Source organism: Pseudomonas sp. MPB26, from assembly GCF_046605355.1.
GTDB lineage: Bacteria > Pseudomonadota > Gammaproteobacteria > Pseudomonadales > Pseudomonadaceae > Aquipseudomonas > Aquipseudomonas cedrina.
Map to the genome: position 1 here is coordinate 497,328 of NZ_CP176793.1, position 24,860 is coordinate 522,187.

The 24,860-nt window shown below is 61.5% G+C and carries 23 protein-coding genes; 14 read left to right on the forward strand and 9 right to left on the reverse strand.

What is annotated here, in order from left to right:
• Positions 1-47 precede the first annotated feature (47 nt).
• The 4 genes from ACLH0H_RS02370 to ACLH0H_RS02385 are packed head-to-tail and all read left to right on the forward strand — an operon-like array spanning position 48 to position 2,500.
• The gene (locus ACLH0H_RS02370; protein ID WP_411380824.1) at positions 48-344 is read left to right on the forward strand and encodes a DUF2282 domain-containing protein; all 297 of its coding nucleotides are present in this window, start codon (positions 48-50) and stop codon (positions 342-344) included.
• 25 nt (positions 345-369) lie between these two features.
• Positions 370-1,245, forward strand: coding sequence for a DUF692 domain-containing protein (locus ACLH0H_RS02375; RefSeq protein WP_411380825.1), 876 nt, complete (start codon positions 370-372; stop codon positions 1,243-1,245).
• Complete coding sequence (locus tag ACLH0H_RS02380; RefSeq protein ID WP_411380826.1) at positions 1,242-2,018, forward strand: putative DNA-binding domain-containing protein; 777 nt, start codon at positions 1,242-1,244, stop codon at positions 2,016-2,018. Before ACLH0H_RS02375 ends, ACLH0H_RS02380 begins: the two co-directional genes overlap by 4 nt.
• A complete protein-coding gene (locus tag ACLH0H_RS02385) occupies positions 2,015-2,500 on the forward strand; it encodes a DoxX family protein (protein WP_411380827.1) in 486 nt (161 codons plus the stop codon). Before ACLH0H_RS02380 ends, ACLH0H_RS02385 begins: the two co-directional genes overlap by 4 nt.
• Here ACLH0H_RS02385 and ACLH0H_RS02390 read toward each other — a convergent pair.
• Entirely contained in the window at positions 2,497-3,405 is a 909-nt protein-coding gene (locus tag ACLH0H_RS02390) for a LysR family transcriptional regulator (protein ID WP_411380828.1), read from the reverse strand. The genes ACLH0H_RS02385 and ACLH0H_RS02390 overlap by 4 nt on opposite strands.
• A gap of 101 nt (positions 3,406-3,506) precedes the next feature.
• Between ACLH0H_RS02390 and ACLH0H_RS02395 the strand changes: the two genes are divergently transcribed.
• The 3 genes from ACLH0H_RS02395 (at position 3,507) to ACLH0H_RS02405 (ending at position 6,594) form a co-directional block, all read left to right on the forward strand.
• Positions 3,507-4,106: a short chain dehydrogenase gene (locus ACLH0H_RS02395; protein ID WP_411380829.1), complete on the forward strand. Its 600-nt coding sequence runs from the start codon at positions 3,507-3,509 to the stop codon at positions 4,104-4,106.
• Positions 4,107-4,202: 96 nt separating this feature from the next.
• The gene (locus ACLH0H_RS02400; protein ID WP_411380830.1) at positions 4,203-4,874 is read left to right on the forward strand and encodes a COG3650 family protein; all 672 of its coding nucleotides are present in this window, start codon (positions 4,203-4,205) and stop codon (positions 4,872-4,874) included.
• Between the two features lie 106 nt (positions 4,875-4,980).
• Complete coding sequence (locus ACLH0H_RS02405; protein WP_411380831.1) at positions 4,981-6,594, forward strand: NAD(P)/FAD-dependent oxidoreductase; 1,614 nt, start codon at positions 4,981-4,983, stop codon at positions 6,592-6,594.
• Between the two features lie 150 nt (positions 6,595-6,744).
• On the opposite strand, the gene ACLH0H_RS02410 is transcribed toward ACLH0H_RS02405, so the two are convergent.
• Positions 6,745-7,839 (reverse strand): PLP-dependent cysteine synthase family protein, encoded by a 1,095-nt coding sequence (locus ACLH0H_RS02410; protein WP_411380832.1) that lies wholly within the window; start codon positions 7,837-7,839, stop codon positions 6,745-6,747.
• Positions 7,840-8,055: 216 nt separating this feature from the next.
• Between ACLH0H_RS02410 and nhaA the strand changes: the two genes are divergently transcribed.
• Positions 8,056-9,243, forward strand: coding sequence for a Na+/H+ antiporter NhaA (gene nhaA, locus ACLH0H_RS02415; protein WP_411380833.1), 1,188 nt, complete (start codon positions 8,056-8,058; stop codon positions 9,241-9,243).
• Positions 9,244-10,011: 768 nt separating this feature from the next.
• On the opposite strand, the gene ACLH0H_RS02420 is transcribed toward nhaA, so the two are convergent.
• The 6 genes from ACLH0H_RS02420 to dinG form a co-directional block, all read right to left on the reverse strand.
• Positions 10,012-10,476 carry a glycine zipper 2TM domain-containing protein gene (locus tag ACLH0H_RS02420; RefSeq protein WP_003231137.1) on the reverse strand — a complete coding sequence of 155 codons (465 nt, stop codon included), beginning with the start codon at positions 10,474-10,476 and terminating at the stop codon, positions 10,012-10,014.
• 232 nt (positions 10,477-10,708) lie between these two features.
• On the reverse strand, positions 10,709-11,356 hold the full coding sequence (gene pdxH / locus ACLH0H_RS02425; protein ID WP_411380834.1) for a pyridoxamine 5'-phosphate oxidase: 648 nt from the start codon (positions 11,354-11,356) through the stop codon (positions 10,709-10,711).
• Between the two features lie 26 nt (positions 11,357-11,382).
• On the reverse strand, positions 11,383-12,561 hold the full coding sequence (locus tag ACLH0H_RS02430; RefSeq protein ID WP_411380835.1) for an OmpA family protein: 1,179 nt from the start codon (positions 12,559-12,561) through the stop codon (positions 11,383-11,385).
• Positions 12,562-12,704: 143 nt separating this feature from the next.
• The gene (locus ACLH0H_RS02435) at positions 12,705-13,850 is read right to left on the reverse strand and encodes a serine hydrolase domain-containing protein (RefSeq protein WP_411380836.1); all 1,146 of its coding nucleotides are present in this window, start codon (positions 13,848-13,850) and stop codon (positions 12,705-12,707) included.
• A gap of 82 nt (positions 13,851-13,932) precedes the next feature.
• A complete protein-coding gene (locus ACLH0H_RS02440; protein ID WP_411380837.1) occupies positions 13,933-16,230 on the reverse strand; it encodes a beta-galactosidase in 2,298 nt (765 codons plus the stop codon).
• Between the two features lie 88 nt (positions 16,231-16,318).
• Positions 16,319-18,463: an ATP-dependent DNA helicase DinG gene (gene dinG, locus ACLH0H_RS02445; RefSeq protein WP_411380838.1), complete on the reverse strand. Its 2,145-nt coding sequence runs from the start codon at positions 18,461-18,463 to the stop codon at positions 16,319-16,321.
• 99 nt (positions 18,464-18,562) lie between these two features.
• Between dinG and ACLH0H_RS02450 the strand changes: the two genes are divergently transcribed.
• Positions 18,563-19,027, forward strand: a complete 465-nt coding sequence (locus tag ACLH0H_RS02450) for a CopD family protein (RefSeq protein WP_411380839.1) — start codon at positions 18,563-18,565, stop codon at positions 19,025-19,027.
• Positions 19,028-19,339: 312 nt separating this feature from the next.
• Here ACLH0H_RS02450 and ACLH0H_RS02455 read toward each other — a convergent pair whose 3' ends face one another.
• A complete protein-coding gene (locus ACLH0H_RS02455; protein ID WP_411380840.1) occupies positions 19,340-20,098 on the reverse strand; it encodes a collagen-like protein in 759 nt (252 codons plus the stop codon).
• A 215-nt stretch (positions 20,099-20,313) separates the two neighbouring features.
• On the opposite strand from ACLH0H_RS02455, the gene ACLH0H_RS02460 reads away from it, so the two are divergent.
• The 5 genes from ACLH0H_RS02460 to ACLH0H_RS02480 all read left to right on the forward strand — a co-directional run bounded on the left by ACLH0H_RS02460 (position 20,314) and on the right by ACLH0H_RS02480 (position 24,679).
• Positions 20,314-20,811, forward strand: a complete 498-nt coding sequence (locus ACLH0H_RS02460) for a DUF6231 family protein (RefSeq protein ID WP_411380841.1) — start codon at positions 20,314-20,316, stop codon at positions 20,809-20,811.
• Positions 20,812-20,815: 4 nt separating this feature from the next.
• The gene (locus ACLH0H_RS02465; RefSeq protein ID WP_076950065.1) at positions 20,816-21,286 is read left to right on the forward strand and encodes a YchJ family protein; all 471 of its coding nucleotides are present in this window, start codon (positions 20,816-20,818) and stop codon (positions 21,284-21,286) included.
• A gap of 18 nt (positions 21,287-21,304) precedes the next feature.
• Positions 21,305-21,787: an LEA type 2 family protein gene (locus ACLH0H_RS02470; protein ID WP_411380842.1), complete on the forward strand. Its 483-nt coding sequence runs from the start codon at positions 21,305-21,307 to the stop codon at positions 21,785-21,787.
• Positions 21,784-21,996, forward strand: coding sequence for an SEC-C metal-binding domain-containing protein (locus ACLH0H_RS02475; RefSeq protein ID WP_076950063.1), 213 nt, complete (start codon positions 21,784-21,786; stop codon positions 21,994-21,996). The genes ACLH0H_RS02470 and ACLH0H_RS02475 overlap by 4 nt, the downstream gene beginning before the upstream one ends.
• 241 nt (positions 21,997-22,237) lie before the next feature.
• Positions 22,238-24,679, forward strand: a complete 2,442-nt coding sequence (locus ACLH0H_RS02480) for a penicillin acylase family protein (RefSeq protein WP_411380843.1) — start codon at positions 22,238-22,240, stop codon at positions 24,677-24,679.
• Positions 24,680-24,860 lie beyond the last annotated feature (181 nt).

Genomic DNA, 24,860 nt, shown 5'->3' on the forward strand with positions numbered 1-24,860 from the left:
TAGTGGTGCAAGCAGGCAAACACGCCCGCCACTACTGGAGATCCACCATGACCACCAAACTGTCCGCCGCCACCCTCGTCCTGGCCCTCGGTTCCGCCCTGAGCCTGTCTGCCCTGACCATCACCGCCCACGCCGCCGACGACATGCAGAAATGCTTCGGTATCGCCGAAGCCGGCAAGAACGACTGCGCCGCTGGCGCCGGCACGTCCTGCGCCGGCACCTCGAAAACCAAAGACCAGGCCAACGCCTGGAAACTCGTCCCCGCCGGCACCTGCCTCAAAACCCCAAGCTCCACCTCGCCGACCGGTTTCGGCCAGGAAGCGGCCTTCACCGCCAAGTCCTGACCCTCGCGAAACCTGAGTACTGACGATGCCCCTTTCATCCCTGCACGCCATCGCCCAGGCTCAGGCGCCCGGCCTCCCGCGTCGGGCCGGGCTGGGGCTCAAGCATGAGCACTTCACTGAAGTGCTCGACACTTCACCCGACATCGGTTTTTTTGAAGTGCACGCCGAAAACTACATGGTGGCCGGCGGCCCGTTTCATCACTATCTGGGGATGATCCGTGAGCGGTACCCGCTGTCGTTGCACGGCGTAGGCCTGTCCATCGGCGGCGAAGCCCCGCCGGACCGTGGGCACCTGGCGCGGCTGGCCATGCTGATCGAACGCTACCAACCCCACGCTTTCTCCGAACACCTGGCCTGGTCGAGCCACGGCCCGGTATTCCTCAATGACTTGCTGCCCATGGCCTACGACAACGCGACCCTGCAACGGGTGTGCGAACACGTTGACCAGGTACAGAGCGCCCTCAAGCGGCCAATGTTGCTGGAGAACCCGTCGACCTACCTGCAATTTGAGCGCTCAACCCTGGACGAAACCGACTTCATCAGCACGATCATCCGTCGCACCGGCTGTGGCTTGCTGCTGGACGTGAATAACGTCTATGTGTCCTGCGTTAATCACCAGCGCGATCCACTTTCCTACCTACACGCGCTGCCATTGCACGCGGTGGGTGAGATTCATCTGGCCGGTTTTGCCGAAGACACGGACAGCCTCGGTGATCGCCTGTTGATCGATGATCACGGTGCTCCGATCGATAACGCCGTGTGGCAGCTGTACGAAAAGGTACTGGCGCGCGTCGGCCCGGTGCCGACGTTGATCGAACGGGATAACCAGGTGCCGGTGTTCAGCGTATTGCTGGCCGAGGCGCAACAGGCCCAATGGCATCTGTCGCAGGTGGGACCATGAGCCTTCATGACGACTTTGCCGCAGTCCTGTTGGCGCCGGACCGGGCCTGCCCCGAAGGCCTGGTCAGCCGCAACGGTGCCGACCCGGCCAGCCGCTTCGCGGTGTATCGCAACAATGTGCACAGTTCGTTGATCAACGCGTTGGCGACCGCTTACCCCGTGACGTTGCAACTGGTGGGCGAGGAATTTTTCCGTGCGATGGCCGGCCTGTTCGTGCAGGCGTGCCCTCCCACCAGCCCGCTGATCAGGGAGTACGGCAGTGCGTTTCCAGCGTTTATCCAGGATTTTGAGCCGGCCGCCAGCGTGCCCTACCTGGCCGATATCGCGCGCCTGGAACGCCTGCGTGTACGTGCCTACCACGCGGCGGATGCACAGCCGCTGGATCAGCAGGCGATTCTTCAAGTCATGCAAGGCCAGACAGACGTCGGAAAATTGCGCCTGCAGCTGCACCCATCCCTTGCCACCTTGAATTCTGCCTTCGCGGTGGTGGCGGTATGGGCCGCGCATCAATCCGAGGGTGCCCTGGCCACCCTGAACCCCTGGCACGCCCAGGCTGCACTGGTATTGCGCCAGGGGCTGGAAGTCAGGGTGTTTGCCCTCGACAGTGGCTCAGCGACGTTTATCAACAGCCTGGCCCATGGCAGTCCATTGGAAAAAGCCGTGGAGCATGCACTTGAAGCCAGCGCCGAATTCGATATGCACCACTGCCTGACGTTGCTGGTCAGCCACAACGCCATCACTCATCTGTATCCAGAACAAAAGGTATCGCCATGAACACTTGTCCATCGGGATTGATCAATCGGGTCATCGCGTTTTTCGAGCAAATTCCTTACAGCCTGATTGCCTTTCTCGCACGTTTTTCGATGGCTGCGGTGTTTTGGAAATCCGGGCAGACCAAAATTGAAGGTTTCGCGGTGGATATCATCAGCGGCACCTTTCAACTGGGTGAACCAAAACTGGCGGCCTCGACACTGCCGCTGTTTCGCAGCGAGTATGCTGTGCCGTTGCTATCGCCGGAGGTGGCGGCGCACATGGCGGCATTTGCCGAGCACTTTTTCCCGGTGCTGATCCTGGTTGGCTTCGCCACGCGCTTTTCGGCCTGGGCCCTGATCGGCATGACGCTGGTGATTCAGCTGTTCGTCTACCCGGATGCCTACCCGACCCACGGCACCTGGCTTGCGCTGCTGTTGCTGCTGGTGGCGAAGGGTCCGGGGCGCTTGTCCATCGATCACTTTATCGCGCGTCGCTATGCTTAAAGCCGATCCAGGGCCTCGCCGCTGCGCTTGAACCAGTCCACCAGGTAATCGGCCAATATCTGGGTGCGACGCGGCAGGCCGCCCTGATAGGGATGCACCAGGTACATCGGCATGCTCCGCGTCTGGTAATCGCGCAGGAGCCAGCTCAAGCGGCCGTCAGCCAATTCCGTCGGCAACAGGTAGGACGGCAGGCGTGCGATACCGGCGCCGACCAGCGCGGCTTTTTTCAACAGGTTGTAATGATTGGAGGCGAAGGTGCCGCTGACCCGTACCCGCAGCAGTTCGTGTTGCTGGTGGTAAAGCCACTCCTCACGGCCGCTGTAGTGGCTGTTGAGCAAGCAGATATGGGTGGCCAGATCAGCCGGGGTCTCGGGTTCGCCGTATTGCTCGAGGTAGGCCGGGCTCGCGCAGGTCACCTCATGCCAGGCCAGCAATGGCTTGGCCACCAGGCGCTCGTTTTCAATCGCGCCTGAGCGTACTCCCAAGTCAAAACCGTCCCGCGCCAGATCGCGATAGCGGTTGTTGAGCTCCAGCTCGATCTGCACCTGCGGGTAGTGCTTGGAGAACTCCAACAGCAAGCCGTCGAAGAAGGTTTCGCCCAACGACACCGGAACCGTCATACGCACAGGCCCGGCCAGATCGTCCTTGAGGCGGGCCAATGCCTGACGGGCTCGTTCCACCTGTACCACCAGAGCCTGGGCCTGGGGCAGCAACGCCGCACCGGCTGCCGTCAGGCTGAGTTTACGTGTGGTGCGGTGCAGCAAAACCACGCTGAACCGCGCCTCCAATTGACTGATGCGCTTGGACAACTGCCCTTTGCTGCAGCCCAATTGCTCAGCGGCGACGGTAAAACTGCCGGCGTCGACCAGTACGGCAAAGGCGGCCAGGTCATCCATCTCGCTCATGGATTGTTTCCAAATGAAAACCAAAGGTTGCCTATTAGCGCGTTTATCCACTTAAAAAGCCACCGTAGACTGAGCCTTCACTCACCCGGAGGAACAGCACCATGAAAATTCTGTTGATTGGCGCCAGCGGCACCGTCGGCTCGGCGGTCAAGGCCGAACTGGCCCAGCGTCACGAAGTGATCGGCATCGGCCGTAGCAGCGGTGAATTCCAAGTGGATATCAGCGACAGCACATCTATCCGCAAACTGTTTGAACAGACCGGCACCTTTGACGCGCTGGTCTGCGCGGCGGGCAGCGTGAATTTTGTGGCGCTGGGCGACATGAGCGAAAGCGATTTTGAATTGGGCCTGCGTGACAAGCTGATGGGCCAAGTCAATCTGCTGTTGATCGGTCGTGAGTACGCCAACGATGGCGCCTCGTTCACCTTCACCAGCGGCATTCTCAACCGCGACCCGATCCGCACCGGCGCCTCGGCGGCCTTGGTCAACGGTGCACTGGATGCCTTCGTCAAGGCCGCGGCGCTTGAATTGCCAAGGGGTTTGCGCGTCAATTCGGTGAGCCCGACGGTCCTGCAAGAAGCCATGGGCAGCTACGCGCCGTACTTTCGTGGCTTCAAACCGGCGACTGGCGCCGACGTGGCATTGGCCTACGCAAAAAGTGTCGAAGGCTTGCAAACGGGTCAGACCTTTATCGTTGGCTGAACTCGCCGTCTGTCAGAATCGCCTTAAGCTGCCGGGCGGGGTTGTGGTGCGACGCCGGCCTGCGTAACGTGGCGGCACTTGTCCGGAGACCCGATCATGCGTGCCGCCCATACCCTCGCTCTGTTTGCCTTGTTCCCCCTGTTTGCCGCCTGCCAGATGTTCGACAAGGAGCCGGCCACGCCGTCTCTGGCCGGGCTGACCCGCATGCAGGGCGAACTCACCGCAGTCGGCGGCAAACTGCTGTTCCAACCGTGCAATGACAAACGCAACTACGTGGTCAACGACACGGGCCGCACCAGCATCCTGCAGGAAGCGGCGTCGCTGGCCGGCCAGCAAGGTGCATTGTTCGCCGACCTGCGTGGCAAATTCTCCGGGGTCGCCAGCGGCACCCAGGGCAGCGTCGACCTGCAGCAGCTCTACCGCGTCGAGCGCTCGACCTCGGCCTGCGATGACCCGGATTTCAAGCGCATGATCCTGCGCGCCAACGGCCACAAGCCCGCCTGGGCGATGAACGTCACGGCCAAGGGCATGGTGCTGCTGCGCGAAGGCCAGCCACCTTTGGCGGTACCCTATGTGGAAGAACAGATCGGAGATGGCCGCTTCAACCTGATGACCGAAGCCAACAACCAGCACGTCGAATTGTGGGTCGCCCCGCAACGTTGCATCGACAGTGTCAGCGGCAGCCTGCAACACATGACCGCCGAGCTGCGCGTCAACGGCCAGGTGCAACGCGGCTGCGCAGCGTTTGGCGGCTCGCGCGACGACTGACTGGGCACTGCGCTGTTTTAACATGACGGGAAACGGCCATTGGGGCTTATAATCGCCGGTTTGCAAAACAGCCGGCCACTCAGCCCGCCGCCTACCGGATCCTGTCATGTTACGAATCACCGAACTCAAGCTGCCCATCGACCATCCCGAAGAAGACCTGCGTCCTGCCATCCTGCAGCGCCTGGGCATCGCCAGTGATGACCTGCTCGATTTCACCCTGTTCAAACGCAGCTATGACGCGCGCAAGAAGTCTTCGGAGCTGTGCTTCATCTACACCATCGACTTGAACGTGAAGGGCGAAGCCGCCCTGCTGCTCAAGTTTGCCGATGATCGCAACGTCAATCCGGCGCCGGATGTCAGCTACCACGTCGTGGGCCAGGCCCCGGAAGGCCTGGTCGAACGCCCGATCGTGGTGGGCTTTGGACCGTGCGGCATCTTTGCCGGGCTGTTGCTGGCGCAGATGGGCTTCAAGCCGATCATTCTCGAGCGCGGCAAGGAAGTGCGCCAGCGCACCAAGGACACCTGGGGCCTGTGGCGCAAAAGCGTGCTCAACCCCGAGTCCAATGTGCAGTTTGGTGAAGGCGGTGCCGGGACGTTTTCCGACGGCAAGCTCTACAGCCAGATCAAGGACCCGAAGTTCCACGGCCGCAAAGTCCTGCACGAGTTCGTCAAGGCCGGTGCGCCGGAAGAAATCCTTTACGTCAGCAAGCCGCATATCGGCACCTTCCGCCTGACCGGCGTGGTGGAAAACATGCGTGAGCAAATCATCGCCCTGGGCGGTGAAGTGCGCTTCGAACAGCGGGTTACCGACGTGCTGATCGAAGACGGGCAGTTGAACGGCGTGGTCGTCGATGGCGGCGAGCAGATCCTCTCCAGGCATGTGATCCTGGCCCTGGGCCACAGCGCACGCGATACCTTCCGCATGCTCCACGGCCGTGGCGTGTACATGGAAGCCAAGCCGTTCTCGGTAGGCTTTCGTATCGAGCACCCGCAGTCGTTGATCGACGCCGCACGCCTGGGCAAATACGCCGGGCACCCGAAACTGGGGGCCGCCGACTACAAACTGGTGCACCACGCCAAGAACGGCCGCTCGGTCTACAGCTTCTGCATGTGCCCAGGCGGCACCGTGGTGGCAGCGACATCCGAGCCGAACCGCGTCGTGACCAACGGCATGAGCCAATACTCGCGTAACGAACGCAATGCCAACTCCGGCATCGTGGTCGGCATCACCCCTGAGGTGGATTACCCGGGTGGTCCGCTGGCAGGGATCGAGTTGCAGGAACGCCTGGAATCCCACGCCTACCTCCTCGGCGGCAGCAACTACGACGCCCCGGCGCAGTTGGTCGGTGACTTCATCGCCGGCAAGCCGTCCACGGCGATCGGCAGTGTGGAACCCTCCTACAAGCCCGGCGTGTCCCTGGGTGACTTGGCCCTGGCCTTGCCGGCGTTCGCCATCGAGGCGATCCGCGAAGCACTGCCGGCGTTCGAGAAGCAGATCAAGGGCTACTCGCTGCACGATGCGGTGTTGACGGGTATCGAGACGCGCACCTCATCGCCGCTGCGGATTACCCGTGACGAGTCGATGCAGAGCTTGAACGTGAAAGGCCTGTTCCCGGCCGGTGAGGGCGCCGGTTATGCCGGCGGGATTCTGTCGGCGGGGGTGGATGGGATCCGGATTGCCGAGGCGTTGGCGCGGGATATGTTGGGCATCGAGGCCTGATAGTTCTTTCCTGACAACACCTATCAAATGTGGGAGCTGGCTTGTCGGATCGCCGCATCGCTGCGATTGCGGTGGTTCAGTCGATAAATTCGACGACTGATACTCCGCTATCGCAGGCAAGCCCGCTCCCACATTGGGTTTTGTGTGGTGTCAGATGTTGGCGCGCTGGATGCTGTTCGGCAGCGGCTCACCGCGCTCCACACTCGCCGCAACGTCGTTGATCAAACCATCCAATTCATACCCCTGCCCCGCCAACCACGCCTGGTCGTAATAGGTTGTGGCATAGCGCTCGCCCCCATCACACAGGATCGCCACGATCGATCCCGACTCTCCCGCGGCCTTCATCTGCTGCGCCGCTACCAGCGCGCCAATCAGGTTGGTCCCGCTGGAGCCGCCAACCCGCCGTCCCAGCCGATCCGCCAGGTAATGCATGGCCGCCAGCGAGAGCGCATCCGGCACCTTGACCATTGCGTCGATCACCGCTGGCAAGAATGACGCTTCGACCCGTGGCCGGCCAATGCCTTCGATGCGCGAACCACAGTCCAGGCGCAGGCTGGCGTCGCCGCTCTGGTAGAAATCAAAGAACACCGAACGCTCGGCATCGGCACACAGCACGCGCGTGTAATGCTGGCGATAACGCACATAACGACCAAGGGTCGCGGTGGTGCCGCCGGTGCCGGGGCTGGAGATCAACCAGCTCGGTTCCGGATACTGCTCGAAGCGCATCTGCTGGAAGATTGATTCGGCGATATTGTTGTTGGCCCGCCAGTCGGTCGCGCGCTCGGCATAGGTGAACTGGTCCATGAAGTGGCCGCCGCTTTCCCGCGCCAGGCGTTCGGATTCAGCATAGATTTGCGTCGGGTCTTGCACCAGATGGCTTCTGCCACCGTAGAAGGCAATCTGCGCGATCTTCTCCTGGGAGGTGGTCGCCGGCATCACCGCAATAAAGGGCAGGCCGAGCATACGGGCAAAGTAGGCTTCGGAAATCGCCGTCGAGCCGCTGGACGCTTCGATCACCGGCGCGCCCGGCTTGAGCCAGCCATTGCACAGCGCGTACAGAAACAATGAACGCGCCAGCCGATGCTTGAGGCTGCCGGTCGGGTGACTGGACTCATCCTTGAAGTACAACTCGATACCCGGCAACCCCGGCAGCGGCAACGGAATCAGGTGCGTGTCGGCGCTGCGCTGGAAGTCTGCTTCAATGATACGAATGGCTTCGCGGGCCCAGGGACGGTGGTCGCTCATGGCGTGTTTCTCTGAGGATATAAGCCCTGATTTTAGGGCGTTTCCTACAAGCCAGACAGATACAGTCCCGACTCAATAGGACACACAATTGCCAGGCTTAACCGAAGCGTCATCGCGGGTCGACACTTATAACAAATAAGAATATAACTTTTGTTTTAACAACTAACGGTACGGGTTAGGGTACCCACCTATTGAATCTGGATTGGAGAGCGTCCCTTGCCTCTGCGTAGCACTTTCACCCGTTTCTTCCAGCTGGAAGCCGCCAGCGGTCTGTTATTGATCGCGGCTGCGGCACTGGCACTGATCATCAACAATTCGCCCTTGTCACACCTGTACGGCGCGTTTCTCGACGTACCGGTGGTGGCACAGATTGGCGCACTGAAAATCGCCAAGCCGGCACTGCTGTGGATCAACGACGGCCTGATGGCCTTGTTCTTCCTGCTGATCGGCCTTGAGGTCAAGCGCGAGTTGCTCGACGGCCACCTGTCCAAGCCTTCGCAAGTGGTGCTGCCTGGCGCAGCGGCCATCGGCGGCATGGTGGTGCCGGCGCTGATCTACTGGGCTATCAACAAGGACTACCCTGCCGCGCTGTCGGGCTGGGCAATCCCAATGGCCACCGACATTGCCTTCGCCCTCGGTGTGCTGGCCTTGCTGGGCAAGCGCGTACCGGTATCGCTCAAGCTGTTCCTGATGACCCTGGCCATCATCGATGACCTGGGCGCGATCATCGTCATCGCCGTGTTCTATTCCGCAGACTTGTCCGGCGCCGCCCTGGCCGGTGCGGGGGCCTGCCTGATTGCGTTGATCGCGATGAACCGACTGGGCGTGATCAAGCTCGGGCCCTACCTGATCATTGGGCTGATCCTGTGGGTGTGCGTACTCAAGAGCGGTGTCCACGCGACGCTAGCCGGCGTGACATTGGCGTTTTGCATCCCTATGCGCACCAAAAACGCCGAACCGTCGCCGCTGCTTACCCTGGAACACGCCCTGCACCCCTGGGTGGCCTACGGCATCCTGCCGCTGTTCGCCTTCGCCAACGCGGGCGTGTCCCTGACCGGCGTCAGCCTGGAAAGCTTTACCCACCACGTACCGATGGGCATCGCCGCCGGCCTGCTGATCGGCAAGACCATCGGCGTGTTCGGCCTCACCTGGCTGGCCATCAAGACCGGCATCGCCGCCCTGCCCAGCGGCGCGAATTGGGGCCAGGTGTTTGGTGTGGCGATCCTGTGCGGCATCGGCTTTACCATGAGCCTGTTTGTCGGGTCCCTGGCGTTTGTACCGGGTGCCAGCGAATTTGCCGGAGAAGACCGGATGGGAATTCTGACCGGGTCGATACTGGCGGCGTGTATCGGGTATGCGGTGACGGCGATGGCGAGTCGCAAGAAGGCTATACCTTCAGTTTGACAGTTTGAACTGACAAGCCAAAAACCAAAAAGCCGCCTCAGGGTTAACCGAGGCGGCTCCACTTCTTCAGACCTTACAGGTCATCGAAGCTGTCCCGCAGGAATGTCCACACGTGATAAACACGCAGGGCATTCACTACGAGGTTCCACGTACGTCGTGCAAACTTAGACATACTCGGCCCTCCAAATGTTGGGCCTTACCTCCAGCGCACTTACCGGAACATGTGAGCCTTTAGATGCAGGTCGATGCATCCTTGAGGCGGCCGGGTTAATGGTCCTTCCGCATGAATCCGGCACGGATTACTAGCCCGTGGCGGTCGGCCCAGAATCCGCGCGAGTACCCGACACACCTGAAAGCGACGAACGTAGAACGGGAAGAATCCTAACCAACATTGGGGCTGAAAGTGTGACGACGGTGCTCACATATTCAGGATTGCTCAAGAGATTTATTGCAGGCCGTTGCGGACATATAACTCTACAATACAACTTCGGAATCGATCTTAATCGTCAGTCGCTTAGACTTGCGTGACGGCAAGGTCGGCGCTAGTATCCCGTTGCAGGTCGATGCATCGTTGAGGTCGCAATCTCAGCCACTAACTGGGCTTGCCAAAAAACCGCCTTACTAAGGCGGTTTTTTATTGTCTGTTTTTTGCACTGCTCCCAATCGTCGAGACTCTCAACCCCCAATACCGTCCTGGAATATTGGCCCCATAAACCAAAAACCCCCAACCGGTCACCCGGTTGGGGGTTTTGTTTCCACACCCTGCGCTTAACGAGTAACGCGGCTCGTGCCATCAACCGTCATGATGCGTACACGGTCACCAATGCGGAATATTTCGTTCTCCTGCACGGCCTGCACGTAGGCGCGGGTGCTGCCGTCGTCTTCGCGAACGGTGATTTCCACGCCCTGGGTGCGGGTCAGGCCTTCTTCAGTGGCCGAGCCCAGCAGGCCGCCGGCGACAGCGCCGATCACTGCGGTAACGATGCTGCCACGGCCGCCGCCGATGGCGCTGCCGCCAACACCGCCGATGACCGCGCCAGCAGCGCCGCCGATCGGGGTCTTGGTGCCTTCGATTTTCACCGGACGCAGGGACTCGATGGTGCCCATGCGCACGGTTTGTACACGACGCGCTTCGTCACGGGAATATGAGTCGCCGGTCAGACTCGAGGCGCAGCCACCCAACAACAACGACAGGGTGGTAAAGCAGGCAACCAGTAAAACGGACTTACGCATAGCATCAACTCCAAAGGACAGGTGTTCATTAAACGCTGCAGCTTGACGCCTGTCACGGCAAGCACCGCAGAAAATTGCTTTCATTCAGCCTGAGTACAGACTGCGCGCACCACAAAACTCGACGAACGGTCGCATTGGCTGGACGATGCCGCGCAGCAGTACACGCCCGAAGCCTCTTATAGAGACTTCGAAGTGATCGGCAACATTCAGGCGAAGTGACGAAAGGTGCAGCTCAGGGCGCCAGGCGCTCACGTGTCCAATCGGCCCCTTGCAGGCGATAGTTCAGGCGATCGTGCAGGCGGCTTGCGCGGCCTTGCCAGAACTCGATGCGCTCGGGCAGCAAACGATAGCCACCCCAGTGCTCGGGGCAGTCGGGCTGGGTGTCGCTGAAACGCTGCTCGGTGGCCTTGAGCAGGTCCTGCAACTCTTCGCGATCACGAATGACCTGGCTCTGCGGCGAAGCCCAGGCACCCAGGCGGCTGCCCAGCGGACGGACCTGATAATAAGCGTCCGACTCCTCAGGCGTGACCTTGACCACCCGCCCCTCGATGCGCACTTGACGCTCCAGGGTCGGCCAGAAAAAGGTCATGGCCGCAAACGGCCGTGCCGCGAGCTGTTGGCCCTTGGCACTCTGGTAATTGGTAAAGAAGGTAAAGCCCTGCGCATCCAGGCCCTTGAGCAATAGGATGCGGCAGTGCGGGCGACCGTCCTGGTCGACCGTGGCCAAGGTCATGGCATTGGCTTCCACCGGTGGCTGCTCGGTTTTCACCGCATCGCCAAACCATTGGTGGAACAAGGCAAACGGTTCGCTCGGGGCCTGGGCCTCGCTCAAACCGTCCCGTGTGTAATCACGGCGCATATCGGCCAGTGCCTGGGTCATGCGGCTTTATCCTTCTGTTCAGCGGATCAGTTTTTTGCCTGGTCACTCGGGGCCGGTGCATCAGCCTTGGCTTTTGCCGCAGTTGGCTTCTTGGCGGCAGGCTTGGCCGGGGCCTTTTTTGCGGCTGGCTTGGCAGCGGCTTTCTTGCTGGTTGCCTTGCTGGCGGCGGCTTTTTTCACCGGAGCCTTGGCGGCAGGCGTCGGGGCAGGAACATTCTGTACGGCAACCATTTCAGCCACAGGCGGCGTCTTGCCGGAATTGTATTTGCTCAACAGGGCCAACATGGTCGAGCGCTGGGTGAACATGATTTCCATACGACGGTTCAGGGCGCGGCCCTGGTTACTGTCGTTGGCGGCACGAGGCATCAGGTCGCCCATGCCGCGCAGCATCAGGCGGTCTTGCTTGAGGCCGCTGAGGCTGAAGATCGAGGCGATCGATTGTGCGCGTTCCTTGGTCAACGCCTGGCTGGCCGGGGCGGTGCCAGTAGCATCAACGTGGCCAAGCACCAATACGGCGGTCTTGGGATCGGCTTCAACGGCCTTGGCTACACGCGTGAACGGGCCCAGGGTAACCGGCAGCAACATCGCAGGGCGTTTCGGGTTGTAGGAGCCGTCGACCGGGGCAATTACGACGAGCACATTGTCGCGACGTTCCAGCTGCAGGTTGCTGTCCTTGATGGCAGCGCGCAGGCGTGGCTCATAGTCGTCCAGCCAGGCCTGGGTGATTTTCGGATCGGGCATCGGCACGTTGGTCACGTCGACCTTGGCCAAGGGCTTGGGTTTGCTTTCGAACGGCCACCACCAGTGGGTTTCGGTGTCGGTCTTGGCGACGGCGGGTGCCGGCTCAGCGGCCTTGAGGTCGGCTTTCAGGTCGGCCTTGGCATCGGCAGCCTTCTCGTCGGCGCTCTTGGAGGAGAACGGCCACCAGCTGAAGCCGGTATCAGCCTTGGCGGCTGGGGCCGGGGCAGGCGCTGCAGCGGCGGCTACCGGTGCGGCAGGCTTGGCGCTCGCAGCAGGCTTGGCGTCGGGCTTGGCATCCGGCTTGGCATCCGGCTTGGCATCGGCTTGGGTCACTGGGTCCTTAGTAGCAGCCTTGTCAGAGCCAAATGACCACCAATGCCCGCCCTCGGCATCATTTTGTGGAGTTTGTGCGCAACCAGTGATAGTGAGGCATAGCGCCAGTGCCAAGGACTTGTTCGATAACATGAGGTATCCACAAAATGAGAAAAGAAACGGGGGTCTGGGTGACCCGTTAAACAGACGCTTACAGAACATTAAAGTTACATCATTTCGTTCAGCGTCTTCTTATAGTTGCCTTTGTAACAAAAAAATGTGAAACAGCAAGGGGTTTACAGACAATCGGCCAATATTCCGACCAACTTCTGTGCCCGTGGGTCCATTAGTACATAAGGCCCCAATGTATTAGTCACAAAACCAAACGCTACATCATACTCAGGGTCGGCAAACCCCACCGAGCCGCCCGCGCCAGGATGCCCGAAAGCACGCGGGCCAAGGCCGAAGGTGGCATTGGGCAACCGGGGCTGGTCCAACATGCAACCCAAGCCAAAACGGGTTTGGGTCAATAACGTTTTATCCGGCCCGATACTGTGCTCACGGGTAAACTGCTCAAGCATGTCGGCTTCCAGCAAACTACCGTCCAATAGTCCACTATAAAAACCCGCCAGGCTGCGCGCATTGCCGTGACCATTTGCCGCCGGCTGCTGCATGCGCCGCCATTCGGGTTTATTGGTACTGGTCAGAATGGACGGTGGGTTGGCAAATGCACGCGTCGTCATGGCCGCAGGTTCGCGCATCATTACTTGCAATAAACGTTGTGCGGCTTCATCGCCCATATTGCCTTTGCTGCGCGCTATATGTGCCACGCGATAGAACTCTGCATCCGCCAGGCCCACATGGAAATCCAGCCCCAACGGCCGCGCAACCCGCGCCACGATGGACTCTCCCGGCCCGCGCCCATCGGCGCGACGCAGCAATTCGCCCACCAGCCAACCGTAGGTGATCGCCTCGTAGCCGTGGCCCTGGCCCGGTGTCCACCACGGAGCTTCGGCCGCCAGGGTGTCAACCATCAGTTGCCAGTCATACAGCGCCTCGACCGGCAACATTTCGCGGATCGCCGGCAACCCGGCCTGGTGGCAGAGCAACTGACGCAGGGTGATGGTTTCCTTGCCGGCGGCCGCGAACTCCGGCCAATAGCGGGCGACCGGTGCGTCCAGTTGCAATTTGCCTTCGGCCACCAGTTGCAGGGCCGTCACGGCAGTAAAGGTTTTGGTGCAGGAAAACAGGTTGACGATGGTATCGCTGTGCCAGGCCTCGAGACCGTCCTTGTCGGCGGTGCCAGCCCACAGGTCGACGACGGTTTCACCGCCGATCTGGATGCAGAGCCCGGCACCACGCTCCTGCGGGTCATCGAACAACGCGGCAAAGGCTTCACGTACCGCTTCGAACTGGAGTTCGTAATGACCCTGGATCTGCACCTGAACACCCTCGGAAAACACAGTAAAAAGTGGTCGACATTGTTCCAGCCATTATGGCTTTTGGGAACCCGTCAGACCTCCATCAATGACCATTCCCAGCATGCCCACCGGCATGCCCGACGCCCTGTCCCGGGCCTTTGCCTTCTTGCCCGGCCTTGCCGCCTTCACTTTCATGAACGACTCCGACAGCCTTGGCCTTCTGCGCTTCCTTGCCCAACTGATCGACCGCTGCCAGGTTGCTCTTGCGCACGCTGTCGACAAAGCCCTGGAACGGTAGGTCGGTGATGCCCACCAGGCCGAAATGGCCGTTCTCGCCGTCCAGCAAACGCCCGGTCACGGGTTGGTCCAGATACTGGAACCAATGCACGCCGACAATCGACGGCTCGGCCATGGCCTGCTTAAGGAAGTTGGCATATGCCGCGCCGCGATCTTCTTCCTTGGCCAACTGCGTCACGCCGCCCCAGAACGGCCCACGGTCATTGGAGCCGAAATTGAATTCGGTGATCAGCACCGGTTTGTCCAACGCACGCAAGGCCGCGAAGTCGTAACCGTCCTGGGGCTTGAGGGTGTACATGTTGAAGCTCAGTACATCGCAATACTGCGCACAGGACGCCACGGCTTCAGGTGTGCTTACCGCAAAACGGCCGCCCAGCAGCAGTTGGTTGGGGGCGTGCCATTTCAGCGAGTCGGAGATGGTCTTGAAGTAGGCATCGGCAAAGGTCTTCTGGAAATGTTTGAAGTCAGCTTCAATTTCCGGATGTTCGGGGTTGGGCAGCGGCGGCTCGAAGCCCGGGTCTTCCATCAGTTCCCAGCCGGCCAATTGGATACCCCAGGCTTTCGACAAGCCTTCTTCGTTACGGTACTTGTCACGCAGTTGCTTGAGGAACGCGCGCTTGGCCGGCACGTCGGTGGTCATGCGCAAGGTGCCGTAGGCCAGGGCGTAGCGGGATTTTGGCGCATCGCCAGGGCCCGCCCAGGCCAGCTCGTTGTCGGCAAAGAAGCCGATCAACCAGGGGTCGTCGCGATGGTCGCGGGCAGCGATGGCCACGGCGCGCTCGGTGGCCATGGCGAAACGCGGGTCAAACGGATCGGGCATGCCGCCCCACCAATCGGTGCCGGTGCTGATGCTGGCGTAGTCGCCGACGATCGACAACGGCAAGGTGTACGGCACGCGGTCGGCGCCGGCCAGGTCCGGTTCACTCCAGTTGCCCACGGTGTTGAAACCCCAGGCCTGCAGGCGATCAAGGGTGTGGGCGACCCAGCGTATCTGGTCAAAACCCTCCCCGCCGTAAGTACGCTGCAGGTTGGCGCCATAGAAGTCGTACCAACGGCCGGCGCCAAAGCTGCGGCCCTCACCCGCGCCGTTGCCGGTGCGGTGGTCGCCGCTGCCGTAGTACTTGTCGAAAGGCTCGCCGGCCTTGGGCAGCGCCGCAAACATCCATTCACGGCCGGCCACGTAAGTCTGGCTGTTGTCCGGCGCCACGGTGTTGACGCCCAGGGAATAGAACGGATGCCCGTCCGGCGTCACCAGGTACCAGCGTCCGTCGCGCTTCTCGGTGCGGAAAAACCCGCTGGCCTCGAACGCAGGGCCTTTGTTCCAGCCGCCGTACGGGTCCAGCGCGGATTTGTCCCGCGTCGCCAGCCAGGCCTGGAGCTGTTGCTGCTCCTTGGCGGCGGCGGCCTTGAGTTGCTCGTCGCTGCTGACTTTTTCCGGCCAGCGCGCACGGGTGGATTGACCATAGGCGTCCACCAACTCGCTGTAGGCGGCTTTCAATACCGGCTCGCTGTCCTGCACGCCAAAGCGCTCCAGCAGGATGCTTTGGGCGGCGTTGGGCTTGATCATCGACAAGGTCACCGAGGCCACTTGGCTGCGGTCGATTTCACCGGCGCTGGTGGCCAGCAATACGCGCTGGCCGTCCACGGTGATCGGCATCGGCGGCCCGGCCTTCATGCCCTGGCTCAACGGTGAGTTGGCTTGCAGCGGGACCAACAGAGTCTGGGCCGGGCCCGCCGGCAGGTCGATGCGGCTGACCAAGGTACGGCCATCCCTGCTCTGGACCTTGACGTAGAGGGTCAATGCCCAGTCCATCGCACTTTGGATGCGCAGGCTCATGGCCCCCGACTGGGACCAGTCCCAGGTGCCGGTTTGCGGGCTGAGCACCAGGCTCGGTTCGGCAGCCGGGCTGAAGGTGATGCGGCGCAGCACTTCGCCTTCGGCGGTCTGTTCGGCATTGTATTGCGGCAGGCTGGCGTCCTGGGTCGCCACCTTGACCACATCGGCAGGCCGGACGAAGTTGAACAAGGTCTGTTGCCCCGCGGGCGCAGCCATCAACGGTGCGGTGAACAGCAGGGCAAAAAGAGCGGGCAGCGTGCGAATCATACAGACAAGGTTCTCCCAGACGGCCGGTAAATGGCCTGATGACATAATCGAGATAGACCACGAAGTGGGCGCATTCGCCCACGGTGGCTTAAGAAATTTCGCGCCTGAACGGCGGCAGGGCGTTGAGGATGGCCTTGCCATAGCGCTGGGTGACCAGACGGCGGTCCAGCAAGGTGATGGTGCCCCGGTCTTCCTCGGTGCGCAGCAAGCGTCCGCAGGCCTGGACCAGCTTCAACGAAGCATCCGGCACCGAGATTTCCATGAACGGGTTGCCGCCCCGCGCTTCGATCCACTCGGCCAGCGCGGCCTCGACCGGATCGTCCGGCACCGAAAACGGGATCTTGGCGATTACCACGTGTTCGCAGTAGGCGCCGGGCAAGTCCACACCTTCGGCGAAACTCGCCAGGCCGAACAGCACGCTGGAGTCCCCGCCATCGACGCGCGCCTTGTGCTTGTTCAAGGTTTCCTGCTTGGACAGGTTGCCCTGGATAAACACCTGCTTACGCCAGTCGCGGTCAAGGCCATCGAACACGTCTTGCATCTGTTTGCGCGACGAAAACAGCACCAGAGTGCCGCGCGAGCCCTCCACCAACCCCGGCAGGTCACGAATAATGGCAGCCGTGTGCGCTGGCGCGTCCCGTGGGTCGGCCTTGAGGTCCGGCACCCGCAGTACGCCCGCGTCGGCGTGATGGAACGGGCTCGGCACCACGGCGGTGACGGCTTTTTTTGGCAGGCCGGCACGCATGCGGAAGCGGTCGAAAGTGCCCAGGGCCGTTAGCGTGGCCGAGGTCACCAGGCAGCCATAGGCCACGTTCCACAAATTGCGCCGCAGCATTTCCGCCGCCAGGATAGGGCTGGCGTTGACCTCGATATCAAACAGCGCACCGCTTTCCGACAAGGTCAGCCAGCGGGCCATGGGCGGGTTGTCTTCCGGGTCTTCGACGGTGAAGGCGGTCCACAGCTCCCAATTACCCTGGGAGCGGGACAACAGGCTGCCGAACAGCGGGTACCATTCCTCGGCCTGGTTGCTGGCGATGCCGATGTTGACCTCGCCATCCATGCCCTCTTTGAGCAGGTCGGTGATACGGGTGAACAGGTCGGTCAGGCGTGAGAAGCCTTTCTTCAACTCGATGCCCATCTCGCGCATATGCTCGGGGATCAACCCGCCGACGAACCGGTGACGTGGCCGCTCACGGCCTTCGACGTCTTCACCGGGCTTGAAGTCGGCCACCTGTTCGCAGGCGCTGAACATGAACTGCTGCTGGGTCTTGATTTCCCGTGCCAGCTCCGGCACCTGTTCGATCAGCTTGCCCAGGTCGCCGGGCAGCGGGTGCTGGGCCAGCAACTTGGTGAGGTTCTTCGCGGTGGTTTCCAGCCAGTCGGCGGTAGAACGCAGGCGCGTGTAGTGGGCAAAGTGGCCGATGGCCTTGTCCGGTAAGTGGTGGCCTTCATCGAAGACATAAAGGGTGTCGCGCGGGTCGGGCAGCACGGCGCCGCCGCCCAGGGCCAGGTCGGCCAGGACCATGTCGTGATTGGTGACGATCACGTCGACCTTGCCCATGCCTTCGCGCGCCTTGTAGAAGGCGCATTGGCCGAAGTTGGGGCAATGGCGGTTGGTGCACTGGCTGTGGTCGGTGGTCAGGCGCGCCCAGTCGGCATCTTCCAGGGCGGTGGGCCAGCTGTCGCGGTCGCCGTCCCACTTATTACCGGCCAGTTTCTCGATCATGCTGGTGAACAGCTTCTGGCTGACCTCATCGACTTCGATCTTGAAGCCTTCTTCTTCGAACAGCGACGCCGTGGCGGTTTGCGCATGGCCTTCCTGCAACAGCACGTCGAGCTTGGACAGGCACATATAGCGGCCGCGGCCCTTGGCCAGGGCGAAGGTGAAGTTCAGGCCGCTGTTGCGCATGAGGTCGGGCAAGTCTTTGTAGACAATCTGTTCCTGCAGGGCCACGGTGGCGGTGGCGATCACCAGGCGCTTGCCGGCGGCCTTGGCGGTCGGGATCGCGGCCAGGCTATAGGCCACGGTCTTGCCGGTACCGGTGCCGGCCTCGACGGCCACGACCGCGGGCTCGCCCTCGCGGCGGCCTTCGTCGTCGGTGTCGATATCCCCGAGGACCTTGGCCACTTCGGCGATCATCAGGCGTTGGCCATAGCGCGGTTTCAAGCTCTTGGCTTCGAGAAAACGCGAATAGGCGCCCTGGATCGTGGTTTTGAGTTCAGTGCTGATCATGGATAGTCGGGCGCAAAAAACGCTGGATAAATTTTCAGTGGTTCGGATCGGTCGCTATCATACCCCGCTAATTAATCCCGCGCAGAACGGAGTACTTCAATGACCGTGTTCAACCTCGCTTATACGCTGCATGTATTGGCCGCCCTGGTGTGGGTCGGCGGTATGTTTTTCGCCTGGATGATCCTGCGCCCCGCCGCCGGGGCGGCACTTGAAGGCCCTGCCCGGCTAAAGCTATGGGCGAATGTGTTTCAACGTTTTTTCGTGTGGGTATGGGTTGCGGTGGCGGTTTTGCCGATCAGCGGCATCGGCCTGCTGCATCTGCGCTTCAATGGGTTTGAGACGGCGCCGCGTTATGTGCAGGTGATGATGGGTTTGTATCTGGTGATGACGGCGTTGTTTATCCGGGTCCAGGCGTTGAAGCTTCCGGCGTTGCGCAATGCGGTGGCGGCTGAGGACTGGTCGGCGGGGGCCGCGGTGCTGGGGCAGATTCGCAGGTTGGTGGGGATCAATTTGATTGTGGGGTTGGTGGTGGTGACAATTGCTTCGGCTCGGCCGATGTTCTGAGGCGACCGGACAACGCTTTCGCGAGCAAGTCGAATCGTCGCAACGCCGCTCCCACATTTTAACCGCGTACACCCTTTGGAACGCGGTCAAATGTGGGAGCCGGGCTTGCCCTAATGCCGATCAGTTAAGCGAACGCAATGTTTAAAGCAACGAAGATCAAATGTGGGAGCGGGCTTGCTCGCGAAGACGTCGGCCCTGCAAACATTGATGTTGACTGACCCACCGCTTTCGCGAGCAAGCCCGCTCCCACAGGGGATTGCGCTTAACTGACTGGCATTAGGGCTTGCCCGCGATGGCGTCAGGCCAGGCGACTCAAAGCCGCTGAATGGTCACAGAACCCGCTGGCCCCGCCGTGCCCGGTTGCCCTTCCAGTCCTGGACGGCCCTTCTCGCCGCCGTCGGCGCGATACACGACACAGCCTTTGGACTGCCCGCCTTTGCCCGGTTTGCCTGCGGTGCCGGGCAAACCACCCGGCCCACCGTCCACCCAGACTTTGATCTGACCAGCAGGGAAGTCCCGTGGCAATTCAACCCGTACGGTCGCGCCGGCTGCCCCCGGCAGGCCATCGCCACCGTTGTCGCCATTGAAACCACGCCCCGCCGAGCCCCAGGTGCAGCCCGGGTCTTCGCCGTTGGCGCCGTCCAGCCCGGCGTAACCTTTGGCACCGGCCCCACCTCGGGCGTCCACGGAAAGTTCTTCAGCGTTCAGCGAATCGATGCGCAAGGTTAGGTCACGCCCGGCCTTGGCCGGCTTTTCGTGGGTACCGGGCGCGCCGCGCGAGGTGATCTGGCTGCCCTGGTCCAACTGCGCATGACGTACCTGCAATTGCAGCGCGGTGTTACCGGGCACGATGGCGATGCGCGCGTCGCGCCCAAGATGCAGCTCATCCACCGTGACCTGGCTGATGGTTGCAGGAATCAGCAAGGTGCCGTAGTCCGCCACATCCAGTCGTTCGAGTTGCAGCACGCTGGTGCTGCTGGGCAGGCGCATCAACGAATTGGTTTCGACACTGACGCTCTGGGCCAGGACAACGGGGCTGACCAGCAGGGCCAACAGTAAAACCTTACGCATCATGGGGCTCCCCTAATTTTTCATTTCTAGTTTTTTCTTTGGACGCACAGTAACGACTTCCACAGGCGCTTTGCCAGTGAAGGATCAAAAAAGTTAATAAAGGGAAGGCTTCTGGCTGACGGGTCTGCGCAACCTGCAGGATTTTCCCAGTCACCGGCTCTAGGCCCGCACGCTCAGCCGCGCTAGTCTGTTGGGTCCTGATGCGAGGATCTGCGATGACCGCTGGTATTTCTGCCCGTACACCCCAGCAAGCCTTGGCCGCCTTGCTTGATCTGCACCGGCCAAAACGCCTGTTGCTGTTGGGTGCCAGCCAGTTCCCGGCGCTGGAGGCTTTTCAACAAGCCCACCCGGATACCCAAGTGTCAGTCGCGGCACCGGGCGCGTTGCCGGCGACGCTTGCCGCGCAACGGTTTGACCTGGCGCTGGTGGTGGATTGCCTGGAGCACCTGCCAAAACCGCAAGGCTTGACGCTGCTTGGGGGCATCCGCAATCTCAATGCCAGCCGCATCGCGGTGCTGGTGGACCTGGCCGCCTGCGACTGGAAAGACACTGACTTCTTCTCCCTGGCCCTGCAGGCCGGTGAACGCTTCCAACGTGATGAGCAGGTTCTGACGTTGTTTACCTATGATCTGCTTGACTATAAACAGGTGCCGGACTGGCTCAACGCCCGCTTCTGGGCCAACCCGGAAAATTTCGGAAAGTACTGGTGGTAACCCAATGAGTACATCCATTTGCCCCTGCGGCAGTGGCAACCTGCTGGATGCCTGCTGTGGCCATTATCACGCCGGGCACCCGGCCCCCTGCGCCGCCGCACTGATGCGTTCACGCTACAGCGCCTACGTGCTCGGCCTGGTGGACTACCTGGTCGCCACGACGCTACCGGCGCAACAAGCCGGCCTGGACCGCAATGCCATCGGTGCCTGGAGCGCACAGAGCACCTGGCTCGGCCTTGAAGTGGAAAGCTCCGAAGTGTTCGGCGGCCAGCCCGAACACGCCTTCGTGACCTTCACCGCACGCTGGCATGACGCGACCGGCGAACATAGCCACCGCGAGCGCTCGTCTTTCGTACAGAATGACGGGCGCTGGTACTTCATCGATCCGACGGTGGAAGTGAAGGCCGGGCGCAACGATGCCTGCCTGTGCGGCAGTGGGCAGAAATTCAAGAAGTGTTGTTCCAGCTACCTCTAACCCCACAGGACTGACGCCATGCTCCGGATGTACAGCTTGATGCTGGCGTTAACCCTTGGCCTGACCGGCTGCGCGTCGTGGTTCGAGGACGATTCGCCACCGCCCCACGTCTCCCTGGTGAAGGTCGAAGTGGTGCGCGCCAAGTTGCTGGAACAGAAGTTCAAGCTGTACTTTCGTGTGGACAACCGTGACGACGCCGACCTGACCGTGCGCGGCCTGATCTACAAGGTGTCCCTGGACGATTTCGTGTTGACCGAGGGTGAGTCCGACGAATGGCTGACCGTACCGCCGCACGGTCATAAGTTCTTTCGGGTTTCGGTGCGTACCAACCTATGGCCGCAGATCCGTGATGTGGTACGGATGTTGAAAAATCCCGACCAGCCAGTGCCGTATCGCCTGGAAGGTGAATTGAAAACCGGATTATTCATCGGTTATGACGTGCAGGTGAACCACAATGGCGAGATAATCCCCGGCGATTTTATTCCGGAGCGACATCGATGACTCAGCAACCCCATGTCCATGGCCCTGACTGCAACCACGATCACGATCATCATGATCACAGCCACGACCACGAGCACGGCCATGTTCACGGCCCGAACTGCGGCCACGCTCACCAGGAACCGGTGCGCAACGCCCTGAAGGACGTGGGTCGCAACGATCCTTGCCCGTGCGGCAGCGAGAAGAAATTCAAGAAGTGCCACGGGGCATAACCTCCAAACCTGATTCGAAGACGAGTGGCATCTAAATGTGGGAGCGGGCTTGCTCGCGAAAGCAGTGGTTCAGTCAACATTTGCAGTGACTGACACGACGCTTTCGCGAGCAAGCCCGCTCCCACATTGGTTTGTGCAAGACTCAATATCTCATGTTTCTCCCAAAACTCCCGCTTGCGTCGTTTCGCCGCGCTCACTAACGTAGCGCCTTTACTGACGCCACCCCCGCAGGAGCTTTGCCATGGCCTCGCCAGCCCTCTCACATTTTCTTCCCCGGTTCGGCGTAGCTGCGGCAGTGGCCAGTGCTTTAAGCCTGGCCGGTTGCCAGCTCCAGAGCACCCAGGACACCCTGCCGCCAAATGCCGGCGTGCAGCCGATCAAGGGCCTGGCACAGAATGTTTCCGTGCGACGCAATGCCCAAGGCATGCCGCTGATCGAAAGCAACACTTTCCATGACGCGTTGTTCAGCCTCGGTTATGTGCACGCCAGTGATCGCATCACCCAGATGGTCACCCTGCGCCTCTTGGCCCAGGGCCGCCTGGCGGAAATGTCTGGCCCTGAAGTGCTGGATGTCGACCGGTTCATGCGCGCGGTCAACCTGAAAAAAAGCGCCGGCGAGCTGTATAACGCATCCTCGCCACGCCTCAAGCGCTTCTTTGAAGTGTATGCCCGTGGCGTCAACGCCTACCTGTTTCGCTACCGCGACAAGCTGCCGCCGGACCTGGCCCAGACCGGCTACAAGCCCGAATACTGGAAGCCGGAAGATTCGGCACTGCTGTTCTGCCTGCTGAATTTCAGCGAATCGGCCAACCTGCAGGAAGAAATAGCCTCCCTGGTGCTGGCACAGAAAGTCGGCGTCGACAAACTCGCCTGGCTCACGCCCAGCGCGCCGGATGAATCGATCCCCCTGGCCGAGGCCGAGAAACTCAAGGGCGTGAACCTCGGCCAGGTCACCGGCCTGGCCGGGCTGGACGCGGTCAGCCAGCAACTGGACAGCCTCAACGCGCTGGCTGTGACCACCTCGAGCAACTGGGCGATTGGCCCGCAACGCAGCCGCAGCGGTAAAAGCCTGTTGGCAGGCGACCTCGCCGCCCAACCGCTGGCACCGTCGCCCTGGAGCTATGTGCAAATCCGTGCACCGAAGTACCAGGCCGTCGGCGCCTCGATTGCCGGCCTGCCGACCCTGCTTTCGGGCTTCAACGGCAAAGTCGCGTGGAGCATGAGCGCGGTCAAGGGCGACACCCAGGACCTGTTCCTGGAAAAAGTCAGGCGCCAGGGCAGCGCGCTGTACTACGAGAACAACGGTAAATGGCTCCCTGCGGGCGTACGTAACGAGACCTTCTTCGTCAAGGGCCAGCGCTCGATTCGTGAAGTGGTGTACGAAACCCGTCATGGTGCCCTGCTCAACAGCAGCCAGGCACTGACCACCGGCCTGGGCCTGTCCCTGCAGACCGCCGACCTCAAGGATGACAAGAGCCTGGATGCGTTCTTCGACCTGTCCCGTGCGCAAAACGCCGGCAAGGCCTCGGATGCGACCCGCGAGATTCGCGCCATAGCGCTGAATATGGTGTTCGCCGACGCCAGCAACATTGGCTGGCAAGTCACCGGCCGTTTCCCCAACCGCCGCGAAGGCGAAGGCTTGCTGCCATCGCCGGGTTGGGACACGCGCTTTGACTGGGACGGTTACGCTGACGCAATGCTGCACCCATATGACCAGGACCCGGCCCAAGGCTGGATCGGCACCGCCAACCAACGCACCGCGCCGCGCGGCTATGGCATGCAGCTGTCCAATTCCTGGGACGCGCCGGAGCGTAGCGAGCGCCTGGCGCAACTGGCCAGTGCCGGCAAGCATGACAGCCGCAGCATGATCGCCATGCAATACGACCAGACCACCCCCTTCGCCGCCAAGCTCAAGACCATGTTCCAGGCACCGGGCATGGCCCAGCCGCTGAAACAGGCGATCGACGCGCTACCGCCTGCCGAGCAGGCAAAGGCGCGCGAAGCGCTGAATCGCCTGATGGCATTCGACGGTCGGCTGTCGGCAACCTCCGCCGACGCCGCAATCTACGAACTGTTCCTGCAGGAAAGCACCCGGCAGATCTTCCTCGACGAACTGGGCCCGGAAAACAGCGCGAGCTGGAAAGCGTTTGTCAGCAACGCCGGCCTGTCCTACGCCGCCCAGGCCGACCACTTGCTGGGGCGTGAAGACAGCCCGTTCTGGGACGACGTGCGCACCGCGCAAAAAGAAGACAAACCGGCGATCCTCGCCCGCAGCCTGGCCGCCGCGATCAGCGCCGGGGATAGCCAACTGGGTGCCGATCACAAAGCCTGGCAGTGGGGCAAATTGCACATGACCACCTGGAAAAACGCCGATGGCCAGGTGATTCGCGGCCCGCTGGCCTCGGGCGGCGATCACAACACCTTGAACCCGGCGCCGTACCGCTGGGGCCAGGACTTCAACACCACCCAGGTACCGGCGCTGCGCATGATTGTCGACTTCGGCCAGGTGGAACCGATGATGGGCCAGGGTGGCATCGGCCAGTCCGGCAACCCCGCCAGCCCGAACTATGCCAATGGCATCGACCCGTCGCTCAAGGCGCAATACCTGAGCTTCCCGATGCAGCCGCAGAACTTTGAGAAGGTGTATGGCAAGGCTCGGTTGACGCTGACGCCCGGCAAGTAATCGGATCTAAATGTGGGAGCGGGCTTGCTCGCGAATGCGGTTGCTCAGCCAACCATTCAGCGACTGACACACCGCATTCGCGAGCAAGCCCGCTCCCACATTTGGACTGCATGCATTCTTTATAGAACTTCCAGCCACACCCCCGCCTCATAAGTAACAAGCCCACCGCCACGGCCACCCC

What these genes read in the sequence shown, in the direction of transcription:
- ACLH0H_RS02370 (WP_411380824.1), top strand. Translation starts at nt 48, where the DNA reads ATGACCACCAAACTGTCCGCCGCCACCCTCGTCCTGGCCCTCGGTTCC.
- ACLH0H_RS02375 (WP_411380825.1), top strand. Translation starts at nt 370, where the DNA reads ATGCCCCTTTCATCCCTGCACGCCATCGCCCAGGCTCAGGCGCCCGGC.
- ACLH0H_RS02380 (WP_411380826.1), top strand. Translation starts at nt 1,242, where the DNA reads ATGAGCCTTCATGACGACTTTGCCGCAGTCCTGTTGGCGCCGGACCGG.
- ACLH0H_RS02385 (WP_411380827.1), top strand. Translation starts at nt 2,015, where the DNA reads ATGAACACTTGTCCATCGGGATTGATCAATCGGGTCATCGCGTTTTTC.
- ACLH0H_RS02390 (WP_411380828.1), bottom strand. Translation starts at nt 3,405, where the DNA reads ATGAGCGAGATGGATGACCTGGCCGCCTTTGCCGTACTGGTCGACGCC.
- ACLH0H_RS02395 (WP_411380829.1), top strand. Translation starts at nt 3,507, where the DNA reads ATGAAAATTCTGTTGATTGGCGCCAGCGGCACCGTCGGCTCGGCGGTC.
- ACLH0H_RS02400 (WP_411380830.1), top strand. Translation starts at nt 4,203, where the DNA reads ATGCGTGCCGCCCATACCCTCGCTCTGTTTGCCTTGTTCCCCCTGTTT.
- ACLH0H_RS02405 (WP_411380831.1), top strand. Translation starts at nt 4,981, where the DNA reads ATGTTACGAATCACCGAACTCAAGCTGCCCATCGACCATCCCGAAGAA.
- ACLH0H_RS02410 (WP_411380832.1), bottom strand. Translation starts at nt 7,839, where the DNA reads ATGAGCGACCACCGTCCCTGGGCCCGCGAAGCCATTCGTATCATTGAA.
- ACLH0H_RS02420 (WP_003231137.1), bottom strand. Translation starts at nt 10,476, where the DNA reads ATGCGTAAGTCCGTTTTACTGGTTGCCTGCTTTACCACCCTGTCGTTG.
- pdxH (WP_411380834.1), bottom strand. Translation starts at nt 11,356, where the DNA reads ATGACCCAGGCACTGGCCGATATGCGCCGTGATTACACACGGGACGGT.
- ACLH0H_RS02430 (WP_411380835.1), bottom strand. Translation starts at nt 12,561, where the DNA reads ATGTTATCGAACAAGTCCTTGGCACTGGCGCTATGCCTCACTATCACT.
- ACLH0H_RS02440 (WP_411380837.1), bottom strand. Translation starts at nt 16,230, where the DNA reads ATGATTCGCACGCTGCCCGCTCTTTTTGCCCTGCTGTTCACCGCACCG.
- dinG (WP_411380838.1), bottom strand. Translation starts at nt 18,463, where the DNA reads ATGATCAGCACTGAACTCAAAACCACGATCCAGGGCGCCTATTCGCGT.
- ACLH0H_RS02450 (WP_411380839.1), top strand. Translation starts at nt 18,563, where the DNA reads ATGACCGTGTTCAACCTCGCTTATACGCTGCATGTATTGGCCGCCCTG.
- ACLH0H_RS02455 (WP_411380840.1), bottom strand. Translation starts at nt 20,098, where the DNA reads ATGCGTAAGGTTTTACTGTTGGCCCTGCTGGTCAGCCCCGTTGTCCTG.
- ACLH0H_RS02460 (WP_411380841.1), top strand. Translation starts at nt 20,314, where the DNA reads ATGACCGCTGGTATTTCTGCCCGTACACCCCAGCAAGCCTTGGCCGCC.
- ACLH0H_RS02465 (WP_076950065.1), top strand. Translation starts at nt 20,816, where the DNA reads ATGAGTACATCCATTTGCCCCTGCGGCAGTGGCAACCTGCTGGATGCC.
- ACLH0H_RS02470 (WP_411380842.1), top strand. Translation starts at nt 21,305, where the DNA reads ATGCTCCGGATGTACAGCTTGATGCTGGCGTTAACCCTTGGCCTGACC.
- ACLH0H_RS02475 (WP_076950063.1), top strand. Translation starts at nt 21,784, where the DNA reads ATGACTCAGCAACCCCATGTCCATGGCCCTGACTGCAACCACGATCAC.
- ACLH0H_RS02480 (WP_411380843.1), top strand. Translation starts at nt 22,238, where the DNA reads ATGGCCTCGCCAGCCCTCTCACATTTTCTTCCCCGGTTCGGCGTAGCT.